The sequence below is a fragment of the Georgenia sp. SYP-B2076 genome, from assembly GCF_003991205.1.
Taxonomy (GTDB): Bacteria; Actinomycetota; Actinomycetes; order Actinomycetales; family Actinomycetaceae; genus Georgenia.
In genome coordinates this window covers 117,426-141,958 of sequence record NZ_RXOZ01000001.1, presented here as the reverse complement: position 1 = coordinate 141,958, position 24,533 = coordinate 117,426, and the positions used below count along the sequence as shown (strand labels likewise).

The following is a 24,533-nucleotide window of genomic DNA, read 5'->3' as shown; positions in this document are numbered from 1 at the left end:
GCCCTACCATCTCCGGCATGGAGACAACGACGTCCATCTCACGCAGCGAGCTTCTCGACCGCCTGGCGCACGAGCTCGTGGGCCGCCTCGGCGACGGCATGCTCCGTGTCGCGATCGACGGGCCCGACGGCGCCGGGAAGACGACCTTCTCACGCGACCTCGACGACGCGCTCAGGCCGCTCGTGGACGACCGGGCCGAGGTGCACCGGTTCAGCGCCGACCACGTGCTGATCCCGCTGCAGCAGCGTCGGTCCCCGGAGGCGGCCGACCCGCGGTGGCTCTACGAGCACGTCTACGACCTCGACCGGATCCGGTCCATGGCCGCCGGAGCCCCCGACTTCGACGCGCGCGGCTGCGTCCTCCTCGTCGACGGCATGACGCTTCAGCGCCCCGAGCTCGCCGAGCTGTGGGACGTGACCGTGTATCTCACCGTGCCCGAGAACGTCACCGTCGAGCGCATCGTGGCCCTCACCTCCGCCAGCGAGGAGCCCGACGCGGAGGTCGAGACCCGATACTGGGAGCGGTACCTTCCCGCCCTGCGGCTCTACAACGACGCCGTCGACCCGATGTCCAGGTCGGACATCGTCATCGAGATGAGCGACTTCGAGCGCCCCACCATCCTGCGGTGGGGCAGGGGTGGGCAGCCGTAAGTCCCGCATCCCGGGCGCCCGCGCGCCTACCCTCGTGAGGGTGATCACCATCGCCGCCCCCCGCGAGCCGTCGCCGGAGACGCGCGTGGCCCTCGTGCCGGACGTCGTGCGCGGGCTCGTGCGGTCCGGGCACCAGGTGCTCGTGGAGTCCGGGGCCGGGACCGCCTCGCACCACCCGGACGACGCCTACGCCGCCGCGGGGGCCGCCGTCGTGCCCGCCATCGACCTCGGTGCCGTCGACATCCTCGTCCACGTCACCCCGCTGCCGGCGGCCGCCCTGCTGCGGCTGCGCCCCGGCGCGGTGACGCTCGGCCTCCAGGCCCCCCTGGACGACGCCGACCGCCTAGCCGCCGCCAACGCCCGCCGCCTGACGGTGCTGGCCTTCGAGCGGCTGCCGCGGACCTCCCGCGCCCAGGCCATGGACGTGCTGTCCTCGCAGGCGCTCGCCGCGGGCTACCGGGCCGTGCTCGAGGCCGCGATCCGGCTCCCCCGCTTCTTCCCCCTGGCCATGACCGCCGCGGGCACCGTGCCGCCCGCGAAGGTGGTGGTGCTCGGCGCGGGCGTCGCGGGTCTCCAGGCCATCGCGACCGCCCGCCGGCTCGGCGCGAAGGTGGCCGCCAACGACATCCGGCCGGAGTCCGCCGAGGAGGTCCGCTCCGTCGGCGCGACCTTCATCGACGTCGGGCTTGCCGGGGAGGCCGGCGCGGGCGTGGGCGGCTACGCGCGGTCCCTGGGCCGCTCCGCCGCCCAGGCGCAACAGGCGGCCCTCGCCCCGCACATCGCCGACGCCGACGTGCTGATCACCACGGCGGCGGTGCCCGGCCGCCGGGCGCCGCTGCTGGTCACCGCGGCGATGGTGGCCGCCATGCGTCCCGGCTCGGTGGTGGTGGACCTCGCCGCGGCCGGTGGCGGGAACGTGGAGGGGTCGCGTCCCGGCGTGGACGCGACCGTCCCCAGCGCGCGCGGCGGCGGCGCGATCACGCTCGTCGGCCTCGCCTCGGCGCCCGCGGACCTGCCCACCGACGCCTCGCGGCTCTACGCCAAGAACGTCGCGGGCGTCGTCGCGCTCCTCACCGGCGCCGACGGCGGGCTCGTCGTCCCGCTCGACGACGACATCATCGACGGCATGGCCCTGACCCACGACGGCGCCACCCGCCACGGGCTCGGCGCACCACCGGCGCAGGACGCCGGCGTGGTGGCGCCCGCCGTGACACCGGGCGGCGCCCCCGCCCCCGAGCATGCGGAGCCCCGATGAACGACGGCGTCACGATCCTCACCCTGTTCGTCCTCGCGGCGTTCGTGGGCGTCGAGGTGGTCTCGAAGGTCTCCTCCACCCTGCACACGCCGCTGATGTCCGGGGCCAACGCCATCCACGGCATCATCCTCGTCGGCGCGATCAGCGTGACGGCGCACACCACGAGCCCCGTGCTCGTCGTGCTCGGGACGCTGGCGGTCCTGCTCGCGACCATCAACCTCGTCGGCGGGTTCGTCGTCACGGACCGGATGCTCGAGATGTTCTCGCGGCGGCCCGCCCGGGGTGCGGGCGTGCCCGCCGGGGAGCCCGCCGCCAGCGAGCCGGTCGTGGGCGCGGGGACAGCCGGCAAGCCGGCCGTTGCCACGACCGCCACGGGCAAGCCGGTCGCCGACATGCCCGCCGCGGGCAAGCCGGTCGCCGACATGCCCGCCGCGGGCGAGCCGACCCCGGGCGCCGCCGCGGGCGAGCCGACCCCGGGCGCCGCCGCGCGTGAGCCCGGACGCCGCCCCCCGGACCGGGCGCGCACGTCCGCCGGTCAGACGCCCGCGACCTCCGCCACGGGCGGTGAGCGATGACGCTCCTGCCCACGCCCGTAGCCGCGCTGCTCTACCTCGCCGCCGCGGCCCTGTTCATCCTCGCCCTCAAGGGGCTGTCCTCGCCCCGGACGGCGCGCCGCGGCAACCTCCTCGGCGCGCTCGGTGCCGCGATCGCCGTCGTGACGGTGCTGCTCTCCACCGCGTTCCGCGGGGCCACCCTGTGGATCGTCCTCGCGGCGGTCCTCGTCGGCACGGCCGTCGCGGTGCCCGCCGCCCGGCGCGTGAAGATGACCGAGATGCCGCAGCTCGTGGCCATCTTCAACGGCGTCGGGGGCGGGGCGGCGGCGCTGGTGGGCGTCGTCGAGCTCGCCGAGCGGGCGGGTGAGGGCGGTGCCGTGGCCGCCGGCGCCACCGCCTTCGCGGTGCTCGTCGGGTCGATGTCGCTGTGCGGCTCGCTGCTCACGTTCGCGAAGCTCCAGGGGACGATGACGTCCCGGCCGGTCGTGCTGCCCGGCGCGGGTCCGGTCATGGTGGCCGCGCTGCTCGTCGCGGTGGGCGGGGCGGTCGCCGTGACGCTCACCGGGGACGTCTGGCTCGGCGCCGCCCTCCTGGCCGTCGGCCTCGTGATCGGCGCGCTGCTGGTGCTGCCCGTGGGCGGCGCCGACGTGCCCATCGTCATCTCGCTGCTCAACGCCTTCACCGGCCTCGCCGTCGCCGCCTCCGGGTGGGCGATGTCGAACACCCTGCTGCTAGTGGCCGGGACGCTGGTGGGCGCCTCGGGCACGATCCTCACCCGCGCCATGGCCACCGCGATGGGCCGCTCCGTCACGGGGATCCTCTTCGGCGCGCTGCGCGGAGGGTCCACCGCGGGCGCCACGGAGGCCTCCGACCGGCCCGTGCGCCGCGCCCAGGCCGAGGACGTCGCGATCACCCTGGCGTACGCCAACCGCGTGGTAGTCGTGCCCGGCTACGGCCTCGCCGTCGCGCAGGCGCAGCACACGGTGGCGGAGCTGGTCACCGCGCTGCGCGAGCGGGGGGTCGACGCCGTCTACGGCATCCACCCCGTCGCCGGCCGCATGCCCGGGCACATGAACGTCCTCCTCGCCGAGGCCAACGTGCCCTACGAGCTGCTCCTCGACGCGGACGAGGTCAACGCGGCCATGCCGTCCACCGACGTCGTGGTGGTGGTCGGCGCGAATGACGTGGTCAACCCCGCGGCGCGCACGGACCGGGCCGCCCCGATCTACGGCATGCCGATCATCAACGCCGACCAGGCCGGGCAGACCATCTTCCTCAAGCGCTCCATGCGCCCGGGCTTCGCGGGCATCGAGAACGAGCTCCTGTTCGCGGACAAGACCCAAGTGCTCTTCGGGGACGCCAAGGAGTCCCTCGCGAACGTCGTCGGCGCCCTCAAGGACGTCTGACCGTAGGACGTCTGACCGCGGGACGTCCGACCCGCCCGCGCGGCGGTCAGGGCTCGGGCGACGGCGTGGCGAGGGCCGCGTTGCCGGCCTGCTGCGCCTGGGCGACGGCCTCGGGGACGGGGATCTCCCCGCGGAACATCCGGTCCAGGACCGGCTGCACCGCCGCGATGCCCGCGTCCACGCCGATGGCGGCGGGGGCGGGGGCCCCGGGCTCCCGGGCGGCGTCGAGGAAGGGCTGCACGTCCACGCCGCGGGCGGCCCAGTACTCGGCGTAGGCCTCCTGGGCGCCGGCCACGGCGGGCACGCCCACTCCTTGGCTCGCCAGCGCGGCCTGACCGTCCGCCGAGCCGAGCCAGCGCAGCACCTCCCGCGTCGCGCCGTCGTGGGCGCTGTGCGCGTTGCCGACTGCCGCCACCCCGGTGAGGACGCCCGGGCGTCCCTGCGGGCCCGCCACCATGGGGGCGATGCGCAGGCCCGGGCCGGCGTCCTGGACCAGGGTACGCAGGTCCTGCGAGCTGGACTGGAACAGGGCCAGCCGGCCGTGGGTGAACAGGTCGCGGGCCGGACCCGCGTCCGCGCCGTCCCGCGCGCCGTCCTGCGCGGCGGGCGGCGCCACCTGGGCGCGGACCAGGTCCACCAGGTATTGGAAGGCCGCCTCGCCGTCCGGCGTGGCGAAGGTGAACTCCTGGCCGTCCCGGAACCGGACGCCGTTCTGCGCGAGGAAGGGCAGGACGATGGCGAACAGGTCGGCCCCGGCGTTGAAGCCGTAGCTCTGCGTCGCGCCGGGGTCGAACCCGGCCTCGCCGGGGTGCCGGCCGGTGGTGTCCACGGTCAGAGCGCGGGAGGCCGCCTGCAGCGTGTCCCCGGCGCCGCCCCCGGGCGTCCACGCAAGACGCGACGGGTCGACGTCGGCGGCCGCGACGAGCGGTTCGTTGTAGTACAGCGCGACGGAGTCCCACAGCTGCGGCACGCCCCAGAGAGTGCCGCGGTAGGTGAAGAGGTCGACGACGGACCTCTCCCACACGGCCTCGTCGGGGTCGGCGCCGACCTCGACGAGGTCGCCGGCCGCCGCGTAGGCCGGGTACATGGTGGGCGTGGCCCAGAAGACGTCGGCCATGTCCCCGTCCGTCATGTCCTCGCGCAGCCTGTCGGCGTACTCGCCCCGCGGGACCACCTCGACCTGGACGCGGAGGTCCGGGTGGGCCGCGCTGAAGGCGTCGAACGACTCGGCGTACGCGGGGGCGGCGACGTCGTCCCACAGCCGGAACGTCACGGTCGTGGCGCCCGCGTCGCCGGTCGAGCCGTCGCTGCCGGGGTCCGCGAGCGTGGTGCCGCCCGTGCACGCCGCCAGCACGAGCGACGCGGCGCCTGCCGTCACGGCCGCCACCAGCATCCGGCGGCGGGACGGGCTGTGCATGGACTTCCTCCTCGGGTCGACCCCGCAGTGGTGGGGGACCGATCCACAGAAGGTTATCGCCCGGTGTCTGTTTCGTCAGGGGGACGCCAAGGATTGGAATGTTTCTGCTGGTGCCGCGCGCCGAGGGGCGCTCCCCACGTCGTACCGTGGGCTCGCACCCGAGCCGAGGAGAGGCGCGCATGACCGCACCGAGCGAGCAGTCGCAGGACGCCGCCGTCGCCCGCATCGAGGAGGAGGCCGTCCGGATCACGCAGGAGCTCATCCGCATCGACTCCACCAACTACGGCGACGGCACGGGACCGGGCGAGCGGGAGGCGGCCGAGTACGTCGTCGGGCTGCTGCGCGAGGTCGGGCTCGAGCCCACCTATCTCGAGAGCGAACCCGGTCGCGCCAGCGTCGTCGTTCGCGTCGAGGGCAGCGACCGCGCCCGGCCGGGCCTCATCATCCACGGCCACCTCGACGTCGTGCCGGCCGATGCCGCCGACTGGTCGGTCGACCCCTTCTCCGGGGAGATCCGCGACGGCATGATCTGGGGCCGCGGCGCCGTCGACATGAAGGACATGGACGGGATGATCCTGGCCAACCTCCGTCACCTCGCCCGCACGGGCACGAAGCCCCCGCGCGACGTCGTCTTCGCGTTCTTCGCCGACGAGGAGGCCGGCAGCACCCTCGGCGCGCACTGGGTCGCCACCCACCACCCGGAGCTCTTCGAGGGGTGCACCGAGGCCATCAGCGAGGTCGGCGGCTACTCCATCACCCTCCCCGAGCGCGGCACCGGCCGGCCCGTGCGCGCCTACCTGCTGCAGACCGCCGAGAAGGGCTTCGCCTGGATCCGGATCCGCGCCGCCGGCCGCGCCGGCCACGGCTCCGTGCCCAACGACGAGAACGCGATCGTGCGCCTGGCCCGCGCGATCGACCGGATCGACGCCCACGAGTGGCCGGCGGAGTACGTCGCCTCGGTGCGGACGCTGTTCGACAGCATCACCGAGCTGACCGGCGTCGAGCGGGACGACGCGAACATCGAGGCGTTCCTGCCCCTGCTGGGCGGGGCCCGCCAGTTCGTCTCGGGCACGCTGCGGGACAGCGCGAACCTGACCATGCTCACCGCCGGGTACAAGAACAACGTCATCCCCGGCAGTGCCGAGGCCGCGATCGACTGCCGGTTCCTGCCCGGGCACCAAGACCTCATGCTGGAGACCATCCGGGAGCTGGCCGGCGAGCACGTCGAGCTCATCGTCGACCAGCTCGGCATCCCCCTCGACGCCCCCCGCTCCGGCCCGTTCGTCGACGCCATGCGCGAGGCGATCCTCGCCGAGGACCCGGGCGCCCACCTGCTGCCCTACTGCCTCTCCGCGGGGACCGACAACAAGGCGCTCAAGCGGCTGGGCATCGACGGCTACGGCTTCGCGCCGCTGCAGCTGCCCGCCGACCTCGACTTCGCGCCGCTGTTCCACGGCATCGACGAGCGCGTGCCGGTGGAGGGCGTGAAGTTCGGCGCGCGCGTGCTCCGGCGGCTGATCGAGACCTGCTGATCCCGGTCGGCGGGCCGCCGGTCAGCCGGCCGGGCGCACCGGCTGCACCAGCTCGAACGGGACGGTCAGGACGTCGGGGCCGGACCTCACGTGGTAGCGCGTGCGGGCGCTCTTGACGATGGTGCCCTCCAGGCCCAGGTACTTCCCGGGCGCGGTGATGCGCACGCGCCAGCCCGGGGTCAGCTGCCCGTTCGCCGCGGCCAGCTCGAGGCGGAGCAGGGGGCTCAGCGGCGGGTCCGCGATCTCCACCGGCGGCTCCTCGACGCGCCACCGGCGTCCGTCCTCGTCGAGCATCCAGCCCTCGTCGTCCTCCGCGGGCGCGGCGGCCGCCTCGTCGTCCAGCTCCCGCTGCCACCACAGCGCCGGCTGGTGGACGGCGGGCTCGTCCTCCAGCAGGGCGGCCTCGTCGTCGAAGAGCGTGGCGCCCCCGACCTCCCGGGCTCCCGCGTAGATCTCCGCGAGCCGCCTGCGCTCACGGCCGCTCAGGATGGTGCGCAGCTCCCGGTCGTACCGCGTGCCCATCGGCGCCGGCCGGCCGCGGAACGTCCAGGTGAGGAGGAAGTCGGGGTTGAACCCCGGGTCGCACCGGGCGCAGCTCGACACGCGGGACGGGCGCCGGTGCCGGTCGTAGCTGTGCCCGCGCGGGCAGGTGCCGTGCCACGGCGCGGAGGCGCGGGGGGCGTCCGCGGCCACGAGCCGCGAGCCGGAGCAGCCGATCGCCAGGGCCTTGGCCCGCCACACGGCGTCGTGCGCGTGCCTGGGCCCCACGAGGGCGTGGGCGATCTCGTGCAGGAGCGTGTCGCGCACCTGGTCCTCGTCGTACAGGGCCATGAGGTGGCGGCTGACGGAGATGGTGCGCGCGTCGAACTTGCAGGCGCCCGCCCGGCGCTTGGCGTTGTCGAACGCGAGCTGCCAGGCGCGCAGGCCGTGCTCGGCCAGCAGCTCCTGCCCCATCCGGCGGACCTCCGTCAGATCCATGCCGCACCTCCGTCCTCGACTGCTACAGTCACGTCCCCCGGAACGTCGCCGGCCCGGCGGGACAGCTCGAGGTTACGACGTGGCGGTGACATCGCCCGGATCACGGTGGATCCGCCGCCGCCCGCGGCCGCTGTGGGGAGGCGGGCGGGCGGCGGGCGCACGCTGCGGGAAGGGATCGGCGCGCCTGGGCGTTGCGCCTCGCGTGACTGCCGTGACCACGCTCGACGCGCCGCGCCCGCTGGAGACACCCCGGGAGGCGGGCGGCGTTCGGCTCGCCGACGTCGTCGTCGTCGGGGCGGGCCAGGCGGGCCTCTCGGCCGCCTACCACCTGCGGCGCCGCGGATTCGTGCCGGCCGCCGCGGCGGCGGTCGGCGCGCCCGGCACCTATGTCGTGCTCGACGCCGAGGCCGGCCCGGGCGGCGCCTGGCGCCATCGCTGGCGCTCGCTGCGGATGGCCACCGTGAACAACATCTACGACCTGCCCGGGATGGCCCAGCCGGACGTCGACCCGTGCGAGCCGTCCGTCGAGGTGCTGCCCCGCTACTTCGACGCCTACGAGCGCGAGCTCGACCTCGCCGTCGTGCGGCCGGTGCGGGTCAGGGCGGTGCGCCGCGCGGACGCGGACCCCGCCGGCCGGCTGCTCGTCGAGTCCGACGCCGGGACCTGGTCCGCCCGCGCCGTCATCAACGCCACCGGCACGTGGACCAAACCCTTCTGGCCCCGCTACCCGGGCCAGCTCGACTTCGCCGGCCGGCAGCTCCACGTGGCCGACTACGTGCGTGCCGAGGACTTCGCCGGCCAGCACACGGTCGTCGTCGGCGGCGGCATCTCGGCGGTGCAGCTCCTCGACGAGATCTCCCAGGTCACCACGACCACCTGGGTCACCCGGCGCGAGCCGGTGTGGCGTGACGACGTGTTCGACCCCGACGCCGGGCGCGACGCGGTCGCGCTCGTGGAGGAGCGGGTCCGGATGGGCCTGCCGCCGCTGTCCGTGGTCTCGGTGACCGGGCTCATCTGGACCCCGGCGCTGCGGGCGGCGAGGGACCGTGGCGTGCTCCAGCGGCACCCGATGTTCACCCGCATCGAGCCGGCCGGCGTGCGGATGGCCGACGGCAGCTTCCAGGAGGCCGACACCATCCTGTGGGCCACGGGCTTCCGGGCGGCGCTGGACCACCTGACGCCGATGCGCCTGCGCGGGCACGGGGGCGGCATCACCATGGACGGCACCCAGGTGGCGGGCGAGCCTCGCCTCCACCTCATCGGATACGGACCGTCGTCGTCCACGGTGGGAGCCAATCGCGCTGGACGTGAGGCGGTCGCGGGGATCTTTGCGATCCTGTCGCCGTCCTGAATGGGCGGCGTGTCAGCCTCGGCGGCCCTTCCACCCCGGCATGGCGATCTCTACGCTTGAGGTAACCGAAGGATCAAGCAAAGCGGGTGCCCGGTGAAGAGCCTTGTCGGTACCGAAGAGTCACGACGCCACGATCCTCGGGAGATGAGCGGCCGGCTGCACACGGAGGGGCTGATCGTCGTCCAGGGCGCCTTCTCGCGGCAGTGGGCGGCGCAGTTCGACGACGACCTCGCCGGCGAGTTCATGGACGCGCTCCGGGCGCCGCGCGGCGTGGCGCCCCGGGGATGGAACCGCTTCTACTTCGAGCCCTACGCGGAGAAGGTGCGCGGGTTCCTCGACCTGGTGACCCACCCCGTCCTGACGGCGTTGTCCGAGGAGATGTTCGGCCCGGACTGGCAGGTCGTCGAGCTCGGCTGCGACATCCCGCTGCCCGGCGCGATCAACCAGCCCTGGCACCGCGACTTCCCGATCCCGGACGTCACCCGCCGCGAGCGGCGCCTCACGTCGATCGCGGTCAACGTGCCGGTCATGGATGTCGTGGACGGCCCCTTCCAGGCGGTGCTCGGGACGCAGTTCTACGACAGCGAGGACCTCGAGGGCGGCATGTTCCCGCCCGACGCGCAGGCGGCCGTGCTCGAGGCCCGCATGCAGTCCTTCTACGCGAAGATGGGCGACTTCTCGGTCCGCACGGGCCTGATCCTGCACCGCGGCTCGGCGATGGGCATCGACTCGCGCATGCGGCAGGTGGCCATCCTCGGCATCACGGCGCAGGAGGACGGCGCCGTCGTCCGCCGTCGGCAGGACCCGGCCGACCCCAGGCCGCCGCGCATCAGGGTGTCCCAGGGCTTCTACGACAGCCTCGACCCGGAGCTGCGGGCGCACCTGAGCCACGAGGTCGTGTCCGACACCACCCGCACCCTGCCGCCGCACCGCACCGAGCACACCTTCGAGGGCCTGAGGATGGGCCGCCGCGCGTCCTAGCCGCGGCACGTGGGCCGGCGGCAGCCCCGCCGGCCCGCTACGCTGCCGGCGGTCGGCGTGGCGCGTCCCACCCCCGGCGAGGCCCTCGCGCCGGCGGACCGGTGGGACGCTTGCAGCATGATCGACGTGCTTGCGGCCTCGCCCCTGCTCACCATGATGATCGTCGTCGCCCTGGGCACCCTGCTCGGCGCCGTCCCCTTCGGGCCGGTGCGCTTCGGCGCGGCTGGGGCCCTGTTCGTCGGGCTCGCCGTCGGCGCGCTCGACCCGCGCCTGGGCGAGGGGCTCGGCCTCATGCAGACCCTGGGGCTCGCGCTGTTCGTCTACACGGTGGGCCTGGCCGCCGGGGCCGGGTTCTTCCGCGACCTGCGCCGCCAGCTGCCCCTCATGGGCGGGTCCGTCGTGGTGCTCGCCGTCGTCGCCGTGGTCGCGATCATCGCCGGCAAGCTCCTGGGGCTGACCCCGGCGCTGGCGTCGGGCACCTTCGCCGGCGCGCTGACCTCGACGCCGGCGCTGGCCGCCGCCACCGGCCTGGCGGGCAGCGACGAGCCCGCCGTCGGCTACTCCCTCGCGTACCCGGTGGGCGTGACGGTGACCATCCTCGTGGTCTCCACGATCCTGTCCCGGCCGTGGCGCGCCCGGCGCGACCCCGACCCGGCGGCTGGCGTGGGCCTGGTGGACATCAGCGTCGAGGTGGAGCGCCCGGGCCGGCTCCGGGACGTCCCGGGCTTCGCCGAGAACTCCGTGCGCTTCTCCTACCTCGCCCGGGACGGCGCCGTCCGGGTGGCTGCCCCCGACGAGGAGCTGCTCGCCGGCGACCGGGTCGTCGTCGTCGGCCCCGAAGGCGCCGTGAGCCGCGCCCGCGAGCACCTGGGCCGCCGCGTGAGCGACCACCTCGCCCACGACCGCTCCACCGTGGACTACCGCCGGTTCATCGTCTCCAACCCCGCCATCGCGGGACGCACCGTCGGCGAGCTGGACGTGCCCGGGCGCTTCGGGGGCGTGGTCACGCGCGTGCGCCGCGGCGACCTCGACCTCCTCGCCTCGGACGACGTCGTCCTCGAGCTCGGCGACCGGGTCCGCGTCGTCGTGCCCCGCGGGCAGAAGGACCCCGTCTCCGCCCTCTTCGGCGACTCCGAGCGCCGGGTGAGCGAGATCGATGCCCTCTCCCTCGGGGTGGGCCTCGCCGTGGGGCTCCTCGTCGGCCTGGCCACCCTCCCGCTGCCTGGCGGGATCTCCTTCGCGCTCGGCTCCGCCGCGGGTCCGCTCGTGGTCGGCATGGTCCTGGGCCGGATCGAGCGGACCGGTCCGGTCGTGTGGGGCCTGCCGGGCGCCGCGAACCTGACCATCCGCCAGCTCGGGCTGCTGCTCTTCCTCGGGGCGACCGGCCTGGCGTCCGGGCAGGCGTTCGCCGACCAGGCCTTCACCGGGCTCGGCCTGCGCGTGGTGGTCGCCGCGGCCGTTGTGGTGGCCCTCGGTGCCGCGCTGTTCGTCGTGCTCTCGCGCCTGGTCGGCACGAGCGCGCCGCGCGCGGCCGGCGCCCTCGCGGGGTTCGTGGGCCAGCCGGCGATCCTGGCCTACGCCAACGGCCGCGCCGTGGACGAGCGCATCGACGCCGGCTACGCGGCGCTCTTCGCGCTGGGCATCATCGCGAAGATCCTGCTCGTCCAGGTGATCGGCAGCGCCTGACCCCGGCAGCGCCCGCGCGCGGGCGGCGTCCGCTCACACCTGGGCGGTGGCGGCCCCCGCCGTCGTGTGCGCGTCCGCGAGGGCGAGGACCTCGTCGAGGATGTCGAGGCCCTCGGCCAGCTCCTCCTCCGTGACGGTGCAGGGCGGGACCACGTGGACGCGGTGGAAGTTGGAGAAGAGCAGCAGCCCGGCGCGCCGGGCGGCGGCGAGCAGCTCCACCATCGCCGGGGACGTGCCGCCGTAGGGTGCCAGCGGCTCCCTGGTCTGCCGGTCCGTGACCAGGTCCAGCGCCCAGAACACCCCCACGCCGCGCACGTCGCCGATCACGGGGTGCCGCCCGGCCATCTCGCGCAGCCGCGGGCCGATCACGCGCTCGCCCATGTCGGCGGCGTGCTCCACGATACCCTCCGCCTCCATGGCCTCGATGGTGGCGACGGCGGCCGCGCAGGCGAGCGGGTGCCCGGAGTAGGTCAGGCCGCCAGGGTAGACGCGCTCGTCGAACGTGGCCGCGACGGCGTCCGAGATGAGCACCCCGCCGAGCGGGACGTACCCGGAGTTCACGCCCTTGGCGAAGGCGATGAGGTCCGGGGTGACGCCCCAGTGGTCGAGCGCGAACCAGCGGCCCGCGCGGCCGAACCCGGACATGACCTCGTCGGCGACGAACACGATGCCGAACCGGTCGCACAGCTCGCGGACGCCGGCCAGGTAGCCGGGCGGCGGGGGCATGATGCCGGCGGTGCCGGGGATGGTCTCGAGCACGATGGCCGCGATCGTGGCGGGGCCCTCGAAGGTGATGAGCTGCTCGAGGTGCTCCAGGGCGCGGGCCGACTCCTCCGCCTCGGTGGTGGCGTGGAAGGCCGAGCGGTAGAGGAACGGGCCGAAGAAGTGCACGGTGGCCGCGCTGCCGTAGTCGTTGGGCCACCGGCGGGGGTCGCCGGTGAGGTTGATCGCCGTCGTCGTGCCGCCGTGGTAGCTGCGGTACTGCGCGAGCACCTTGACGCGGCCGGTGTGCAGGCGCGCCATCCGCACGGCGTTCTCGACCGCCTCGGCGCCGCCGTTGGTGAAGAAGACCTTGTTCAGGCCGTCCGGCGCGTGGGAGGCGATGAGGCGGGCGGCCTCGCTGCGCCGGTCGTTGGCGTAGGACGGCGCGATGGTGCACAGCACCTCCGCCTGCGCCTTGATCGCGGCGGTCACCCGGGGGTGCTGGTGGCCGATGTTGGTGTTGACCATCTGGGAGGAGAAGTCGAGGTACTTCTTCCCGTCGCCGTCCCACACGTGCGAGCCCCGCGCCGCCGTGATGACCATCGGGTCGACGGCGGCCTGGGCGGACCAGGAGTGGAAGACGTGGGCGCGGTCGAGCTCGTAGGTGCGGCGGGCGGCGGGGTCCTGGGGAGCGGGCACGGTCGGTCTCCTTGCGTGGGCGTTGGGCGTTGGGCGGCGCGGGCGGGGCGCGGCGTCAGCGGTTCTGGGGGAAGCCGAGGTTGATCCCGCCGTGGCTCGGGTCCAGCCACCGGGTGGTGACGACCTTCCCGCGGGTGAAGAAGTGCACGCCCTCCGCGCCGTAGGCGTGCGTGTCGCCGAACAGGGAGCTCTTCCACCCGCCGAAGGAGTAGTGGGCGACCGGCACCGGGATCGGCACGTTGATGCCCACCATGCCGACCTCGACCTCGCTGCTGAAGCGGCGGGCGGCGCCGCCGTCGTTGGTGAAGATCGCCGTCCCGTTGCCGTACGGGTTGGCGTTGATCAGCTCGACGGCGCCCTCGTACGAGGCCACCCGCAGCACGGAGAGCACCGGCCCGAAGATCTCGTCCGTGTACACGCTCATCCCGGGCGTGACGTGGTCCAGCAGGGTCGGGCCGAGCCAGAAGCCGCCGGCGGCGCCGTCGGGGGTGACGCCCCGGCCGTCGACGACGACGGCCGCGCCCGCCTCCTCGCCCGCGTCGATGTAGCCGGCGACCCTGTCGCGGTGGGCCCGCGTGACCAGCGGGCCCATGTCGCAGCCGCGGCGGCCGTCGCCGACCGTGAGCGTGGCGGTGCGTTCGGCGATCTTCGCGACCAGCGCGTCGGCCACCGGCTCGACGACGACGAGCGCGGAGATGGCCATGCAGCGCTCGCCGGCGGAGCCGTACCCCGCGTTGACGGCGGCGTCGGCGGCCAGGTCGAGGTCGGCGTCGGGCAGGACGACCATGTGGTTCTTGGCGCCGCCGAGGGCCTGGACGCGCTTGCCGTGGGCGGTGGCGGTCTCGTAGACGTGCCGCGCGACCGGGGTCGAGCCGACGAACGAGACCGCCCTGACGTCCGGGTGGGTCAGCAGGGCGTCGACGGCGACCTTGTCACCCTGCACCACGTTGAAGACCCCGGCGGGCAGGCCGGCCTCGGCCCACAGCTCGGCCATCCACAGGGAGGCGGAGGGGTCCTTCTCGGAGGGCTTGAGGACGACGGTGTTCCCGGCGGCGATGGCGATGGGGAAGAACCACATCGGCACCATGGCGGGGAAGTTGAACGGGGAGATGATCGCCACCGGGCCCAGCGGCTGACGGACCGAGGAGACGTCCACGCCGGTGGACGCGTTCTCCGTCATCCCGCCCTTGAGGAGCCCGGGCATGCCGCACGCGAACTCGACGACCTCCAGGCCGCGGGCGACCTCGCCGAGGGCGTCGGCGAGGACCTTGCCGTGCTCGGCCGTGATGATGCCGGCCAGCTCGTCCCTCCGGGCGTTGAGCAGCTCGCGGAAGGCGAAGAGCGTCTGCGTGCGGCGCGGGAGCGAGGTGTCGCGCCAGGCCGGGAAGGCGGCCTTCGCGGAGGCGACGGCGGCGGCCACGTCCTCGGTGGACGCGTACGCGACGTGCGCGCGGACCTCGCCCGTGGCGGGGTCGTAGACCTCGCCGGTGCGTCCCGAGGTGCCGGCGTAGGCCTTGCCGTCGAGCCAGTGCGGCGCGGGCACCGTGGTGGTCGCGGCCGTGGTTCGGGTGGTGGTCATGGGCTCTCCTGGTGCGGGCGTCGCCGTCGGGGCCGGCGCGGGGAACGCTGATAGAGGTGAGTGTGACGGTTCGGGCGGCCCCGGGGGAGCGTGATGGTGGGGCAGATCCCGCCCCAGGTGGTGAGAGGTCATCTACTGACGCGGGCGTCCGCCAGCCCCAGGGTGGTGAGAGGTCATCTACTGACGTAGGCGTCCGCCCCGCGCCAGGGTGGTGAGAGGTCATCTAGTGACGTAGGCGCCCGCGCCCGGCGCCTGTCAATACTTGACCTGTCGCGCCCGGAGGAGGGGGTGGGGCCGTGGTCAGTCGGTCACCTCCAGCTGCTCGAGGCCGTAGCCGGCGACGTGCTTGTACCGGTCGGTGAGCGCGGCCAGCTCGGCACGGCTGATGACGTCGTCGATGTCGGTGAAGGGCCGGTCCCCGGTGCGTTCCCACACCTCCCGGAGGATCGCGTCGGGAGGGGTGCGCCGGTTGGCGAGGACGACGGCGTTCGAGGCCGGTCGCCGCTCCGCCTCGTACGCCGCCAGCGCCGACGCCGGATCGGCCTCGCGAACCAGCGCCTGTGCAAGGGCCTGCGCGTCCAGGATGGCCTGGGCCGCGCCGTTGGAGCCGCGCGGGACCATCGGGTGCGCGGCGTCGCCGAGCAGCGTGACGTGCCCGAACGTCCATCTCTGGAGCGGTTCCTGGTCCACCATCGGGTACTGCAGGATGGACGGGGTCGACCGGATCATCCTCGGCACGTCCAGCCAGTCGAAGTGCCAGTCCTCGAAGTGGCCGATGAAGTCCGCGAGCCGCCCCGTGCGGTCCCACGACCGGTCGGCGTGCTGGGGTGTCTGGACCTCGGCGACCCAGCTGGTCATCTGGAGCCCGTCGTCGTCGAGCTCACGCCGGACGGGGTAGATGACCATCTTGCCGTGGGCGAGCCAGCCCGCCCGGACCATCGTGGCCCCGCTCAGGACCGGCCTCCACCACGTGACCCCGCGCCACATGTTCACGCCGGAGTACCGTGGCTCGCCCTCGTCCGGGTACAGCTGCCGGCGGATCGCCGAGTGCACGCCGTCGCAGCCGATGACGACGTCGCCCTTGAGGTCCACGACGTCGCCGGCGACGCCCACCGTGTGGGCGATCGGGCCGGCGGGCGCCTCGGTGACGCCGAGGACCCTGCGTCCCAGGCTCACGGCGCGCTCACCGAGGCGGTCGTGGACGGCGCCGAGGAGGATCTCCTGCAGGTCGCCGCGGTGGATGGAGAACTGCGGGTGCTCGTACCCCGCCGCGCGGCCCGCCGGCTCGGTGTAGATGTGCTGACCGAAGCGGTTGAAGAACGCCGACTCCCGGGTCTGGACGGCGACGCCCGCGAGCAGCGGCTCGAGCCCCAGCCGCGCCAGCACCCTCGACGCGTGCGGCAGCAGGTTGATGCCCGCGCCGATCGGCGCGAGGTCCCGGGACGCCTCGACCACCTGGCAGTCGATGCCGGCGCGCTGGAGCTCCAGGGCCAACGTCAGGCCACCGATGCCGGCACCCACGATCAAGACCTTCATCGTCCCTCCCCCTCGAGGCCGATCATTGACAGAATCTAGCGCCGCGTGCGGGCCGCCACGACCGGATCGGGTGGCCGCCGTGCGCGGGACACCGGAGATTGAGGCCACCTGCACCGCGCACCCACCAACGGCGGAGGGGGCCGAGATGAGAGCACGACCGAGCGTCCTCGTGGCTACCGCCACCGCCACCGCTGCCGCTGCCGTGGGCCTCGCCGCCTGCGGCGGAACCTCAGCGCCGGCGCCGAGCGACCAGGCGGGGTCCGGGACCGGCGCCGGGCCCGTCGCCGTCCACGTCGGGGAGACCGCCGGCGTCCCCTCGGCGTTCCTCGCCTACGGCCGGCAGCTCGGGATCTTCGAGGAGCACGGCCTCGACCTTGAGGTCGACACCTCGACCGGGGGTGCGGCCGTGATCCCGGCCCTGGTGAGCGGGAACCTGGACATCGCCGGCTCCAACACGGTCTCCGCGCTCCTGGCCGGCCAGCGGGGCCGGCCGGTCGATCGCCGTGAACACCCTGGAGAACATCGGGGACATCACGATCACGGCGGCGCTGGAGAAGCGCGGGGTCGACACGAGCGGCATCCGGTTCGTCGAGATGGGCTTCCCGGACACGGCGACGCGCATCGCCGACGACCCGGACGCCTTCGCCCCTGCCCGACCTGCAGGGCGTGGACCCGGCGGTGGCCTCCGCGATGGTGCTGCCGGTCTGGAACGGCAAGGTCGACATAGCCTCGCTGACCCTCATCGCGGACCGGATGCTGGAGCGGGGGGTCGTCGACAAGCCCGTCGACGTCGAGGCGCTGGTGGCGCAGTGAGCTCGGGGCGGGGGCCGGCCGGCGGCGCCTACAGCTCCGCCAGCGCCTTGCGGATCCGCTTCTCGGAGACCTTCACCGGCGTCCCGAGCTGCTGGGCGAAGAAGCTGACCCGCAGCTCCTCGATGAGCCAGCGCACCTCCACCAGTGCGGCGTCGCGTGCCGGGTCCGGGGCCAGGCGCGCGCTCGCCGCGACGGCCGCCTCGTAGGCGTCCTCGATCTCCCCCACCCGCCAGGCGAGGTCCGCGTCCTGGTGGACGTTGAGCTGTGCCCGCTCGACCCGCCGCTGGGCCGCCCTGAGGTAGCGGGGCAGGTGGACCAGCTGACCCGGCGGCGTCGCGGAGACGAACCCGGGGTAGACCAGCCGGGCGGCCTGGTCCCGGACCTCCGTGAGGGTGTTCAGCAGGAACATCGAGGTCGCCGACTTGATCACCCCCTGGAGGTCGCGCTGGGCGTCCAGCGTGGCCACGACCTGCCCGACCGTGCGGTGGACGCGCTCCTCCAGCTCCGTGCGCACGTGCGCCACGAGCTCGCGGTACGCCGCCGCGTCGACGACCTGGTGCCCGCCGTGCGCCGCGGTCCACTCGTCCACCAGCGCCCCCGCGGCGGCGAGCTGCACGTCCGCGACGAGCGCCTCCGTGGTGGGGTAGGGGCTGGCGGCCAGGGTGAGCGCCTGCTTCCCCGTCCACCGGGTGGTGACCCGCTGGACGTTCAGGGCGGCCTGGGTCAGCACGAGCCGGCGCACGCCGAGCCGGTGGGCGCGCGCCTGCTCGGTGGCGTCGGCGAGGACCCGCAGCGCCACCGTGGTCCCGGCGGCGCCCGCGGCCTGCTTGCCCTGCGCCCGCGCCCCGGCCGCGCCCGCTGGCACCTCGACCAGCGCGGGGTAGCCCCGCACGATCAGCCCGTGCGCGCCGGTGGACTCCACCTGCCGGGGGATCACGCCGCCGGGCACGTCGGGCCAGGTAGTCAGGTCGCTCTGCTCGGGCAGCAGGGGCATGAGCGAGCCACCAGAGCCGGATCGCGCCACGACCGGCGCCTGCGAGGCGGCCATGGCGCCCTCAGCCGCCCCATCGGCCCCATCGGCCCCACGAGCGGTGGCGTTTGTGGCGCGATCCGCACCCGACCGCGCGTGCGCCTCCTCGAGCGCGACCCGGACCGCGCCGCGGACGGCCGCGCGCACCGCCTGCTGCGCCTGTGGGGCCAGCTCGCGCTGCAGCGCGATGAGGTTCTTGCCCTCGGACAGCACCGCGCCGCGCTCGGAGAGCACCCGGAAGGTCATCCGCAGGTGGTCGGGCAGCTTGTCCTCGTCCCAGGCGTCGTCGGGGATCTCTACCCCGCGCAGCCGACGGACGACGCCCGCGAAGGCCTCCTGGTAGGAGGGGGCGCCCGGGGGAGCCGGGGCCACCTCGGACCAGGTCGGCAGCTCGGCGATCACCTGGCGGGCGACGTCGGGTGCGGGCACGAGCTGGACGCGCACCTTCTTCGGCAGGGCCTTGATGGTCGCTGTGGCCAGCTCGAGCGCCAGGCCGGGGACCATCCAGTCGAAGCCGTCCGGGCGCAGCCGGCTCAGGACCTCGACGGGCACGTGCACGGTGACGCCGTCGGCGTAGGTGCCGGGCTCGAACTGGTAGGTCAGCGGGAGGGTGAGGTCACCCTGCCGCCAGGCGTCGGGGAAGTCCGCGCCGGAGACCGCGCCGGCGTCGGGGACGAGCAGGTCGAGGGTGAAGTCGAGCAGGGCGGGGTCCGCACGTTTCGCCTTCTTCCACCACGAGTCGAAGTGCGCCGCCGAGACGACGTCGTCGGGCACCCGCTCGTCGTAGAAGTCGAACAGTCCGTCCTCGTCGAGCACGAGCCCGCGCCGGCGGGCCCGGTTCTCCAGGTCGGCGGCCTCGGCGAGCAGCTCGCGGTTGCGGGCGAAGAACTCGTGGTGGGTGCGCCACTCGCCGCCCACCAGGGCGTGGCGGAGGAACATCTCGCGGGCGAGCTCCCGGGCCTCGTCGGTGCCCACCCTGGCCAGCAGCACGGTCCGGTCGGCGACCAGGGTCATGCCGTACAGGAGCACCTTCTCCTTGACCATGGCCGCGCCCTGCTTGGTCGACCAGAACGGCTCGGAGTACGTGCGCTTGACGAGGTGCCCGGCCAGGGGCTCGACCCACTCGGGCTGGATGCGCGCCACCGTGCGGGCGAACAGGCGCGAGGTCTCCACGAGCTCGGCGGCCATCACCCACGCCGGGGTCTTCTTCGCCAGGCCGGACCCGGGCCAGATCACGAACCGGGTGCCGCGCGCGCCGGCGTACTCGCGGCGCCGCTCGTCCCAGGAGCCCAGGTTGGACAGCAGGCCCACGAGCATGGACTGGTGCAGGGCGTCCGCGCTGGTGGCGTCGGAGCCACGGCCGACGGCGACCACGGCCCTGGCCGGGTCGGGCCGCCCGTCCTGGCTCCCCTCCGCCGTCGCCGCGATGTCGCTCTCGTGAGGCAGGGCGAGGGGGCGCAGCGTCAGGCCGAGGGGCTTGGCGAGCTGGCGCAGCTGGGCGACCACGTCCTGCCACTCGCGCACGCGCAGGTAGTTCAGGAACTCGGTGCGGCACAGGCGGCGGAACGCGGACCCGGAGAGGTCGCGCTGCTGGGTGCGCAGGTAGCGCCACAGGTTCAGGTAGGCGAGGAAGTCCGACGTCGGGTCGGTGAAGCGGCGGTGCTTCTCGTCCGCGGCCTGCTGGTGCTCGGCGGGGCGCTCGCGCACGTCCTGCACGGACAGCGCGGCGACGATGACCATGACCTCCGCGGCGCACCCGTTGCGCTCGGCCTCCAGGAGCATCCGGCCCAGGCGCGGGTCGATGGGCAGCTGGGCGAGCTCGCGGCCGATCTTGGTCAGGCGGTGCCGCGGGTCGGTGGCGGCCGGGTCGAGGGCGCCGATCTCGGTGAGCAGCTGGACGCCGTCGCGCACGGCGCGGGTGTCGGGCGGGTCGACGAAGGGGAACGCGGCGACGTCGCCCAGGCCCAGCGCCGCCATCTGGAGGATGACGGCGGCGAGGGAGGTGCGCAGGATCTCCGGCTCCGTGAACTCCGGGCGGGAGGCGAAGTCCTTCTCGGAGTAGAGGCGGATCGCGATGCCGTCGGCCACGCGGCCGCAGCGGCCGGAGCGCTGGTTGGCGCTCGCCTGCGAGACGGGCTCGATCGGCAGGCGCTGGACCTTGGTGCGGTTGGAGTACCGCGAGATGCGGGCGGTGCCCGGGTCGATGACGTACCGGATGCCCGGCACGGTCAGCGACGTCTCGGCGACGTTGGTGGCCAGCACGATGCGCCGGGTGGTGTGGTGCTCGAACACGCGGTGCTGCTCCGCGGAGGAGAGCCGCGCGTACAGCGGCACCACCTCGACGGCGCCGACGGCGTGTGCCGAGGCGCGCGCCGTGTCCACGTAGCGGGGGCCGAGGCTCTCCTGCAGGGCGACGTGGGTGTCGCGGATCTCCCGCTCGCCCGAGAGGAAGACCAGGATGTCGCCGGGGCCCTCCGCCATGAGCTCGTCGGCGGCCTGCGTGATCGCGGTGATCTGGTCGAGCGGCTCCTCGCGGGCCGGCTTGCCGCCGCCCTTGCCGCCCTTGCCCCCGCCCTTGGTGCCGCGCGGCGCGGAGCCGACGGCGGGGCCGTCCTCGTCCTCGTCCTCGGTGTCGGTGTCGGGCACGAGCGGTCGGTAGCGGAGCTCGACGGGATAAGTCCGGCCGGTGACCTCGACGACCGGGGCCGGCTTGATGAGCGTGCCGGTGGGGCGGCCGCCCTCGTGGAGGCCGAAGTGCGCGGCGAAGCGCTCGGAGTCGATCGTGGCGGAGGTGATGATGACCTTGAGGTCCGGGCGCTGGGGGAGCAGCTGGGCGAGGTAGCCCAGGATGAAGTCGATGTTCAGCGACCGCTCGTGGGCCTCGTCGACGATGATCGTGTCGTAGCGGCGCAGCAGCGGGTCGCGCTGGATCTCCGCGAGCAGGATGCCGTCGGTCATGAGCTTGACCAGGGTGGTTGCCGAGACGTGGTCGGTGAAGCGGACCTGGTAGCCGACCGCGCCGCCCATCTGGACGCCGAGCTCCTCGGCGATGCGCTCGGCCACCGTGCGGGCGGCGATCCGGCGGGGCTGCGTGTGCCCGATGGTCCCGGCGATGCCGCGGCCGAGCTCGAGGCAGATCTTGGGGATCTGGGTGGTCTTGCCCGAACCGGTCTCGCCCGAGACGATCACGACCTGGTTGTCGCGGATCGCCTCGGCGATCTCGTCGCGGCGGGCGGAGACGGGCAGCTGCTCGGGGTAGGTGATCCTCGGCATCGCGGCGCGGCGCTCCGCCAGCTGCTCGGGTGAGTACGGGCGGAACCCGCCCCGGCTCGGCCGCTGCTCCGGCGGACGACGGGAGGCGCCGTCCCCGCCCCGCCCCGGTGCGCGTCCTGTGCGGCGGCCGCGCCCGGGCTCGCGGTCCTCCGAAGTTTCGGGGGCCTGCCCCTCGGTGCTGCGGTGCCCCTGCTGCGCCCGGCCGTCGCCGTCCGGGGCACGGGTGGCCGCATCGTCGTTCGTCGGCGTGCCGGGCGTGCCGGGCGTCCCGTCGGGCCGTGGCTCCACTGCCGCGCGGCCGCCATCTGCGCCGCCCGCCCGCGCGCCACGACCGCCGCGCCCGCGACGGCGCCGGGGCGTGCGCCGCGCGTCGCCGTCCGGCGTCGGGGCGGCGTCCGGGGACGGCGTCGCCGTGCTCTCCTGCTGCGGGCTCTGGGTCACGGTGTCCCATTGTCGCCGATGTGCGGGGCGGCGGTCATGCCGGGCCCGGCCGGGTGCTCACGCCGGGGCCCGGCAAGTCGCTCACGCGGAGGTCCGGCGCCGGTGGTCGTGCCGGCTGTCGCCGGTGGTCGTGCCCGGTGTCGCCGGCGGTCGTGCCGGGTGCCGCCGGTGGTCGTGCCGGCGGCGTCAGCCGTGCCGGCGCATGCCGTCGCGTCCCGCGGACGACCGGGTGCCCCTACGGTGTTGCCATGCCCACCCACGTCGCCCTGCTGCGCGGCATCAACGTGGGCGGCCACAACAAGGTCGCCATGTCCGACCTGCGTGGCGTCGTGACGTCCCTGGGGCACGGCGACGTGGCGACGTACATCCAGAGCGGGAACGTGGTCTTCACGGCCAGCGCCCCGGACGCCGGCACGGCCGCGCTCGCCGCGGCCCTCGAGGAACGGATCGCCGACGAGCTGGGTGTACGACCCCGCGTCGTCGTCATCACGCGTGACGAGCTGGCCCACGTGGTCGCGGCGAACCCCTACCCGGACGAGGCCGACCCGAAGCGCCTCCACGCGGTCTTCCTGGCCGCGGCGCCCAGCCTCAGCCAGGTCGAGGCGGTCGCGACCGCCTCGCGGCGCGCGCGGGAGCAGGGCGGGCGCGACGAGGTCACCGTCCTTGGCCGGACCATGTACCTGCGAACGCCCGACGGGCTGGGTCGGAGCAAGCTGGCCGCGGTGCTGGCCCGGCCGGGCACCGGTGCGGAGGCCCCTCCGGAGGGTACGGCCCGCAACTGGTCGACCGTCCTCAAGCTGCTGGCCCTGCTCGACGCCTGACAGGTCGCCTCCGAAGCGGCGGGTGAGACCGGCCACCCTTGACCCGGTCCGATGTGGCGCGGATCCTCGACCGGGACGGCGCGGACGAGCACGTGTCGACTCATCCCGAGCCACAGCCCGCGCCTGTCCTCTCCGCGAGAGGCAAGGCCATGACGCGTCCCCACGTCCGTCCGATCCTCGCCGCCGCGCTCGTCCTGCCGGCTGCGCTCGTCCTGCCGGCCGCGCTGGCCGCACCCGCGGCGCTAGCTGCACCGGCGGCGCTGGCCGCACCGGCAGCGCTGGCCGCACCCGCGGCGCCGGCCGCCGGAGCAGCCGAGGCGCATCCCGATCGGCGCACGCCGTCCGTCGTCGTGGACTGGGCGGCCTGCCCGGGGTCGGAGGCGGCCCAGTGCGGCACCCTCGACGTCCCCGTGGACTGGTCCGAGCCGGACGGGGACGAGGTGACCCTCGCCGTCGCGCGCCGCCCGGCGGACAACCCGGACGAGCGGGTGGGCACCCTGTTCTACAACCCGGGCGGCCCGGGGGACGGCGGCGTCTCCTACGTCATCGACGCCGAGCGGATCTTCTCCGGGACCCTCCGCGCCCGGTTCGACATCGTCGCGATGGACCCGCGGGGCGTCGGGGCCAGCACGCCCGTCAGCTGCGCGCTCCCGGTCCTGACGGCGGAGTCCACGCTGTGGCCCCGCACGGAGCAGCAGTTCGAGCAGCTCAAGGCACACAACCGGGCGGTCGGGGAGAGCTGCCTGGAGGGGACCGGCGCAATGCTCCGGCACCTCGACACGGTCAGCGTGGCCCGGGACCACGAGGCCCTGCGCCAGGCCCTCGACGTCCCCGAGGTGAGCTGGCTGGGCGTCTCCTACGGGACGCAGGTCGCCGCGAACTACGCCGAGCTCTTCCCTGGGCACACGCGCGCGATGGCCCTCGACGCGGCGCTGGAGCACAGTCTGCCCGAGGTCGCGCAGGTCGCGGACGAGATCCAGGCCGTGGAAGCGTCCTTCAACCGGTTCGTCCAGTGGTGCGGCACGGACGGCACCTGCGCGCTGCGCGGGCAGGACGTAGCCGGCCTCTACGACCAGCTCGTCGCGGCGGCGGACCAACGTCCCCTCCCGGTCGAGGGCGCCATCCGCGCGGTGACCGGTGAAGACATCCGGATGGGCACCATCGGCCGCCTGACGTTCAAGGAACCGTCGATCTACGGCCCCGACGTGTCCTGGGCCGGGCTGTCCCGCGCGCTCCAGGCCGCGCTGGGCGGTGACGCCTCCGCCTTCGCGCTCCCGGCCGACGTCCCGCAGACCGGCCTGCACGCCCAGCTCGGCAACGCCTGCCTCGACTACGTTCCCCAGGTACACACCTGGGAGCAGATGCGCCGGCGGATCGAGCTCGGCAAACAGCTGGCGCCCCACCTGCAGGGTGCCTCGGAGACGTGGCGGGTCAACCTGTGCACCGACTGGCCGGTCGAGGCCACCAACCCGCCCCGGAGCCTGGACGTGCGGGACGTGCCCGCGCTCATCGTCCACGCCACCTACGACCCGTCCGTGCCCTACAAGTGGGCCCACAGCCTGGCCGCGCAGATCGAGGGCAGCCACGTGCTCACGCGCGCGGGGGACGGGCACACCTCTTACTACACCTCCGCCTGCGCACGGGAGGCGGTTGACGCGTTCCTCGTCGGTCTCACCGTCCCCGACCGGGACGTGTGCTACTGAGAGGCGGGATGACGGACCACAGACGATGGCAGGCTCGGTCCCGAACGGGGGCTCGACGTCCTGCGTCGTCGACAGGTCGACGACCGGTCGTGGCAGCCGCGCCAGCCCTGGTGGCCCGGTCGCGGG

General features: G+C 74.4%; 18 protein-coding genes. 11 read left to right on the top strand and 7 right to left on the bottom strand.

Going from position 1 to position 24,533, the window contains the following annotated elements:
- Nucleotides 1-17 precede the first annotated feature (17 nt).
- The 4 genes from EJK16_RS00630 to EJK16_RS00615 are packed head-to-tail and all read left to right on the top strand — an operon-like array spanning nt 18 to nt 3,865.
- Complete coding sequence (locus EJK16_RS00630) at nt 18-650, top strand: hypothetical protein (protein ID WP_127125299.1); 633 nt, start codon at nt 18-20, stop codon at nt 648-650.
- Between the two features lie 40 nt (nt 651-690).
- Entirely contained in the window at nt 691-1,905 is a 1,215-nt protein-coding gene (locus EJK16_RS00625) for an NAD(P)(+) transhydrogenase (Re/Si-specific) subunit alpha (protein WP_127125297.1), read from the top strand.
- Nucleotides 1,902-2,480, top strand: a complete 579-nt coding sequence (locus EJK16_RS20545) for an NAD(P) transhydrogenase subunit alpha (protein WP_127125295.1) — start codon at nt 1,902-1,904, stop codon at nt 2,478-2,480. The genes EJK16_RS00625 and EJK16_RS20545 overlap by 4 nt, the downstream gene beginning before the upstream one ends.
- Complete coding sequence (locus EJK16_RS00615; RefSeq protein ID WP_127125293.1) at nt 2,477-3,865, top strand: NAD(P)(+) transhydrogenase (Re/Si-specific) subunit beta; 1,389 nt, start codon at nt 2,477-2,479, stop codon at nt 3,863-3,865. Before EJK16_RS20545 ends, EJK16_RS00615 begins: the two co-directional genes overlap by 4 nt.
- Before the next feature lie 46 nt (nt 3,866-3,911).
- On the opposite strand, the gene EJK16_RS00610 is transcribed toward EJK16_RS00615, so the two are convergent.
- Nucleotides 3,912-5,282 (bottom strand): ABC transporter substrate-binding protein, encoded by a 1,371-nt coding sequence (locus EJK16_RS00610; RefSeq protein WP_127125291.1) that lies wholly within the window; start codon nt 5,280-5,282, stop codon nt 3,912-3,914.
- A 179-nt stretch (nt 5,283-5,461) separates the two neighbouring features.
- Here EJK16_RS00610 and EJK16_RS00605 point away from each other — a divergent pair, with 179 nt between their 5' ends.
- Nucleotides 5,462-6,814: a M20/M25/M40 family metallo-hydrolase gene (locus EJK16_RS00605; protein WP_127125289.1), complete on the top strand. Its 1,353-nt coding sequence runs from the start codon at nt 5,462-5,464 to the stop codon at nt 6,812-6,814.
- Between the two features lie 21 nt (nt 6,815-6,835).
- On the opposite strand, the gene EJK16_RS19735 is transcribed toward EJK16_RS00605, so the two are convergent.
- Nucleotides 6,836-7,792 carry a SprT-like domain-containing protein gene (locus tag EJK16_RS19735; RefSeq protein WP_205739533.1) on the bottom strand — a complete coding sequence of 319 codons (957 nt, stop codon included), beginning with the start codon at nt 7,790-7,792 and terminating at the stop codon, nt 6,836-6,838.
- Between the two features lie 238 nt (nt 7,793-8,030).
- Between EJK16_RS19735 and EJK16_RS00595 the strand changes: the two genes are divergently transcribed.
- From EJK16_RS00595 to EJK16_RS00585, 3 genes are all read left to right on the top strand, one after another.
- The gene (locus EJK16_RS00595; RefSeq protein ID WP_240645698.1) at nt 8,031-9,143 is read left to right on the top strand and encodes an NAD(P)-binding domain-containing protein; all 1,113 of its coding nucleotides are present in this window, start codon (nt 8,031-8,033) and stop codon (nt 9,141-9,143) included.
- 144 nt (nt 9,144-9,287) lie between these two features.
- Nucleotides 9,288-10,124 carry a phytanoyl-CoA dioxygenase family protein gene (locus tag EJK16_RS00590; protein WP_127125285.1) on the top strand — a complete coding sequence of 279 codons (837 nt, stop codon included), beginning with the start codon at nt 9,288-9,290 and terminating at the stop codon, nt 10,122-10,124.
- 117 nt (nt 10,125-10,241) lie between these two features.
- Nucleotides 10,242-11,810: an aspartate:alanine exchanger family transporter gene (locus tag EJK16_RS00585; protein ID WP_127125283.1), complete on the top strand. Its 1,569-nt coding sequence runs from the start codon at nt 10,242-10,244 to the stop codon at nt 11,808-11,810.
- Between the two features lie 33 nt (nt 11,811-11,843).
- Here the strand turns inward: EJK16_RS00585 and EJK16_RS00580 are convergent, their stop codons facing one another.
- The 4 genes from EJK16_RS00580 to EJK16_RS00565 all read right to left on the bottom strand — a co-directional run bounded on the left by EJK16_RS00580 (nt 11,844) and on the right by EJK16_RS00565 (nt 16,936).
- Entirely contained in the window at nt 11,844-13,211 is a 1,368-nt protein-coding gene (locus EJK16_RS00580) for an aspartate aminotransferase family protein (RefSeq protein WP_127125281.1), read from the bottom strand.
- A gap of 55 nt (nt 13,212-13,266) precedes the next feature.
- Entirely contained in the window at nt 13,267-14,790 is a 1,524-nt protein-coding gene (locus EJK16_RS00575) for a CoA-acylating methylmalonate-semialdehyde dehydrogenase (RefSeq protein ID WP_127125279.1), read from the bottom strand.
- Between the two features lie 300 nt (nt 14,791-15,090).
- Nucleotides 15,091-16,326 (bottom strand): flavin-dependent oxidoreductase, encoded by a 1,236-nt coding sequence (locus tag EJK16_RS00570; protein ID WP_127125277.1) that lies wholly within the window; start codon nt 16,324-16,326, stop codon nt 15,091-15,093.
- A 229-nt stretch (nt 16,327-16,555) separates the two neighbouring features.
- Nucleotides 16,556-16,936, bottom strand: coding sequence for a hypothetical protein (locus EJK16_RS00565; protein WP_127125275.1), 381 nt, complete (start codon nt 16,934-16,936; stop codon nt 16,556-16,558).
- Between the two features lie 68 nt (nt 16,937-17,004).
- Between EJK16_RS00565 and EJK16_RS20385 the strand changes: the two genes are divergently transcribed.
- Entirely contained in the window at nt 17,005-17,139 is a 135-nt protein-coding gene (locus EJK16_RS20385) for a hypothetical protein (protein ID WP_255411458.1), read from the top strand.
- A 28-nt stretch (nt 17,140-17,167) separates the two neighbouring features.
- Here the strand turns inward: EJK16_RS20385 and EJK16_RS00560 are convergent, their stop codons facing one another.
- A complete protein-coding gene (locus EJK16_RS00560) occupies nt 17,168-21,442 on the bottom strand; it encodes a DUF3418 domain-containing protein (protein WP_127125415.1) in 4,275 nt (1,424 codons plus the stop codon).
- Nucleotides 21,443-22,131: 689 nt separating this feature from the next.
- Between EJK16_RS00560 and EJK16_RS00555 the strand changes: the two genes are divergently transcribed.
- Nucleotides 22,132-22,704, top strand: a complete 573-nt coding sequence (locus EJK16_RS00555) for a DUF1697 domain-containing protein (RefSeq protein ID WP_127125273.1) — start codon at nt 22,132-22,134, stop codon at nt 22,702-22,704.
- 149 nt (nt 22,705-22,853) lie between these two features.
- Nucleotides 22,854-24,407: an alpha/beta hydrolase gene (locus tag EJK16_RS00550; protein ID WP_127125271.1), complete on the top strand. Its 1,554-nt coding sequence runs from the start codon at nt 22,854-22,856 to the stop codon at nt 24,405-24,407.
- The last annotated feature ends 126 nt before the right edge of the window (nt 24,408-24,533 follow it).

Excerpts from the sequence above, each read along its gene's own strand:
- EJK16_RS00615 (WP_127125293.1), top strand. The coding sequence starts at position 2,477 with ATGACGCTCCTGCCCACGCCCGTAGCCGCGCTGCTCTACCTCGCCGCC.
- EJK16_RS00610 (WP_127125291.1), bottom strand. The coding sequence starts at position 5,282 with ATGCACAGCCCGTCCCGCCGCCGGATGCTGGTGGCGGCCGTGACGGCA.
- EJK16_RS19735 (WP_205739533.1), bottom strand. The coding sequence starts at position 7,792 with ATGGATCTGACGGAGGTCCGCCGGATGGGGCAGGAGCTGCTGGCCGAG.
- EJK16_RS00585 (WP_127125283.1), top strand. The coding sequence starts at position 10,242 with ATGATCGACGTGCTTGCGGCCTCGCCCCTGCTCACCATGATGATCGTC.
- EJK16_RS00590 (WP_127125285.1), top strand. The coding sequence starts at position 9,288 with ATGAGCGGCCGGCTGCACACGGAGGGGCTGATCGTCGTCCAGGGCGCC.
- EJK16_RS20545 (WP_127125295.1), top strand. The coding sequence starts at position 1,902 with ATGAACGACGGCGTCACGATCCTCACCCTGTTCGTCCTCGCGGCGTTC.
- EJK16_RS00630 (WP_127125299.1), top strand. The coding sequence starts at position 18 with ATGGAGACAACGACGTCCATCTCACGCAGCGAGCTTCTCGACCGCCTG.
- EJK16_RS00550 (WP_127125271.1), top strand. The coding sequence starts at position 22,854 with ATGACGCGTCCCCACGTCCGTCCGATCCTCGCCGCCGCGCTCGTCCTG.
- EJK16_RS00570 (WP_127125277.1), bottom strand. The coding sequence starts at position 16,326 with ATGAAGGTCTTGATCGTGGGTGCCGGCATCGGTGGCCTGACGTTGGCC.
- EJK16_RS00605 (WP_127125289.1), top strand. The coding sequence starts at position 5,462 with ATGACCGCACCGAGCGAGCAGTCGCAGGACGCCGCCGTCGCCCGCATC.
- EJK16_RS00575 (WP_127125279.1), bottom strand. The coding sequence starts at position 14,790 with ATGACCACCACCCGAACCACGGCCGCGACCACCACGGTGCCCGCGCCG.
- EJK16_RS00560 (WP_127125415.1), bottom strand. The coding sequence starts at position 21,442 with ATGCCGAGGATCACCTACCCCGAGCAGCTGCCCGTCTCCGCCCGCCGC.
- EJK16_RS00555 (WP_127125273.1), top strand. The coding sequence starts at position 22,132 with ATGCCCACCCACGTCGCCCTGCTGCGCGGCATCAACGTGGGCGGCCAC.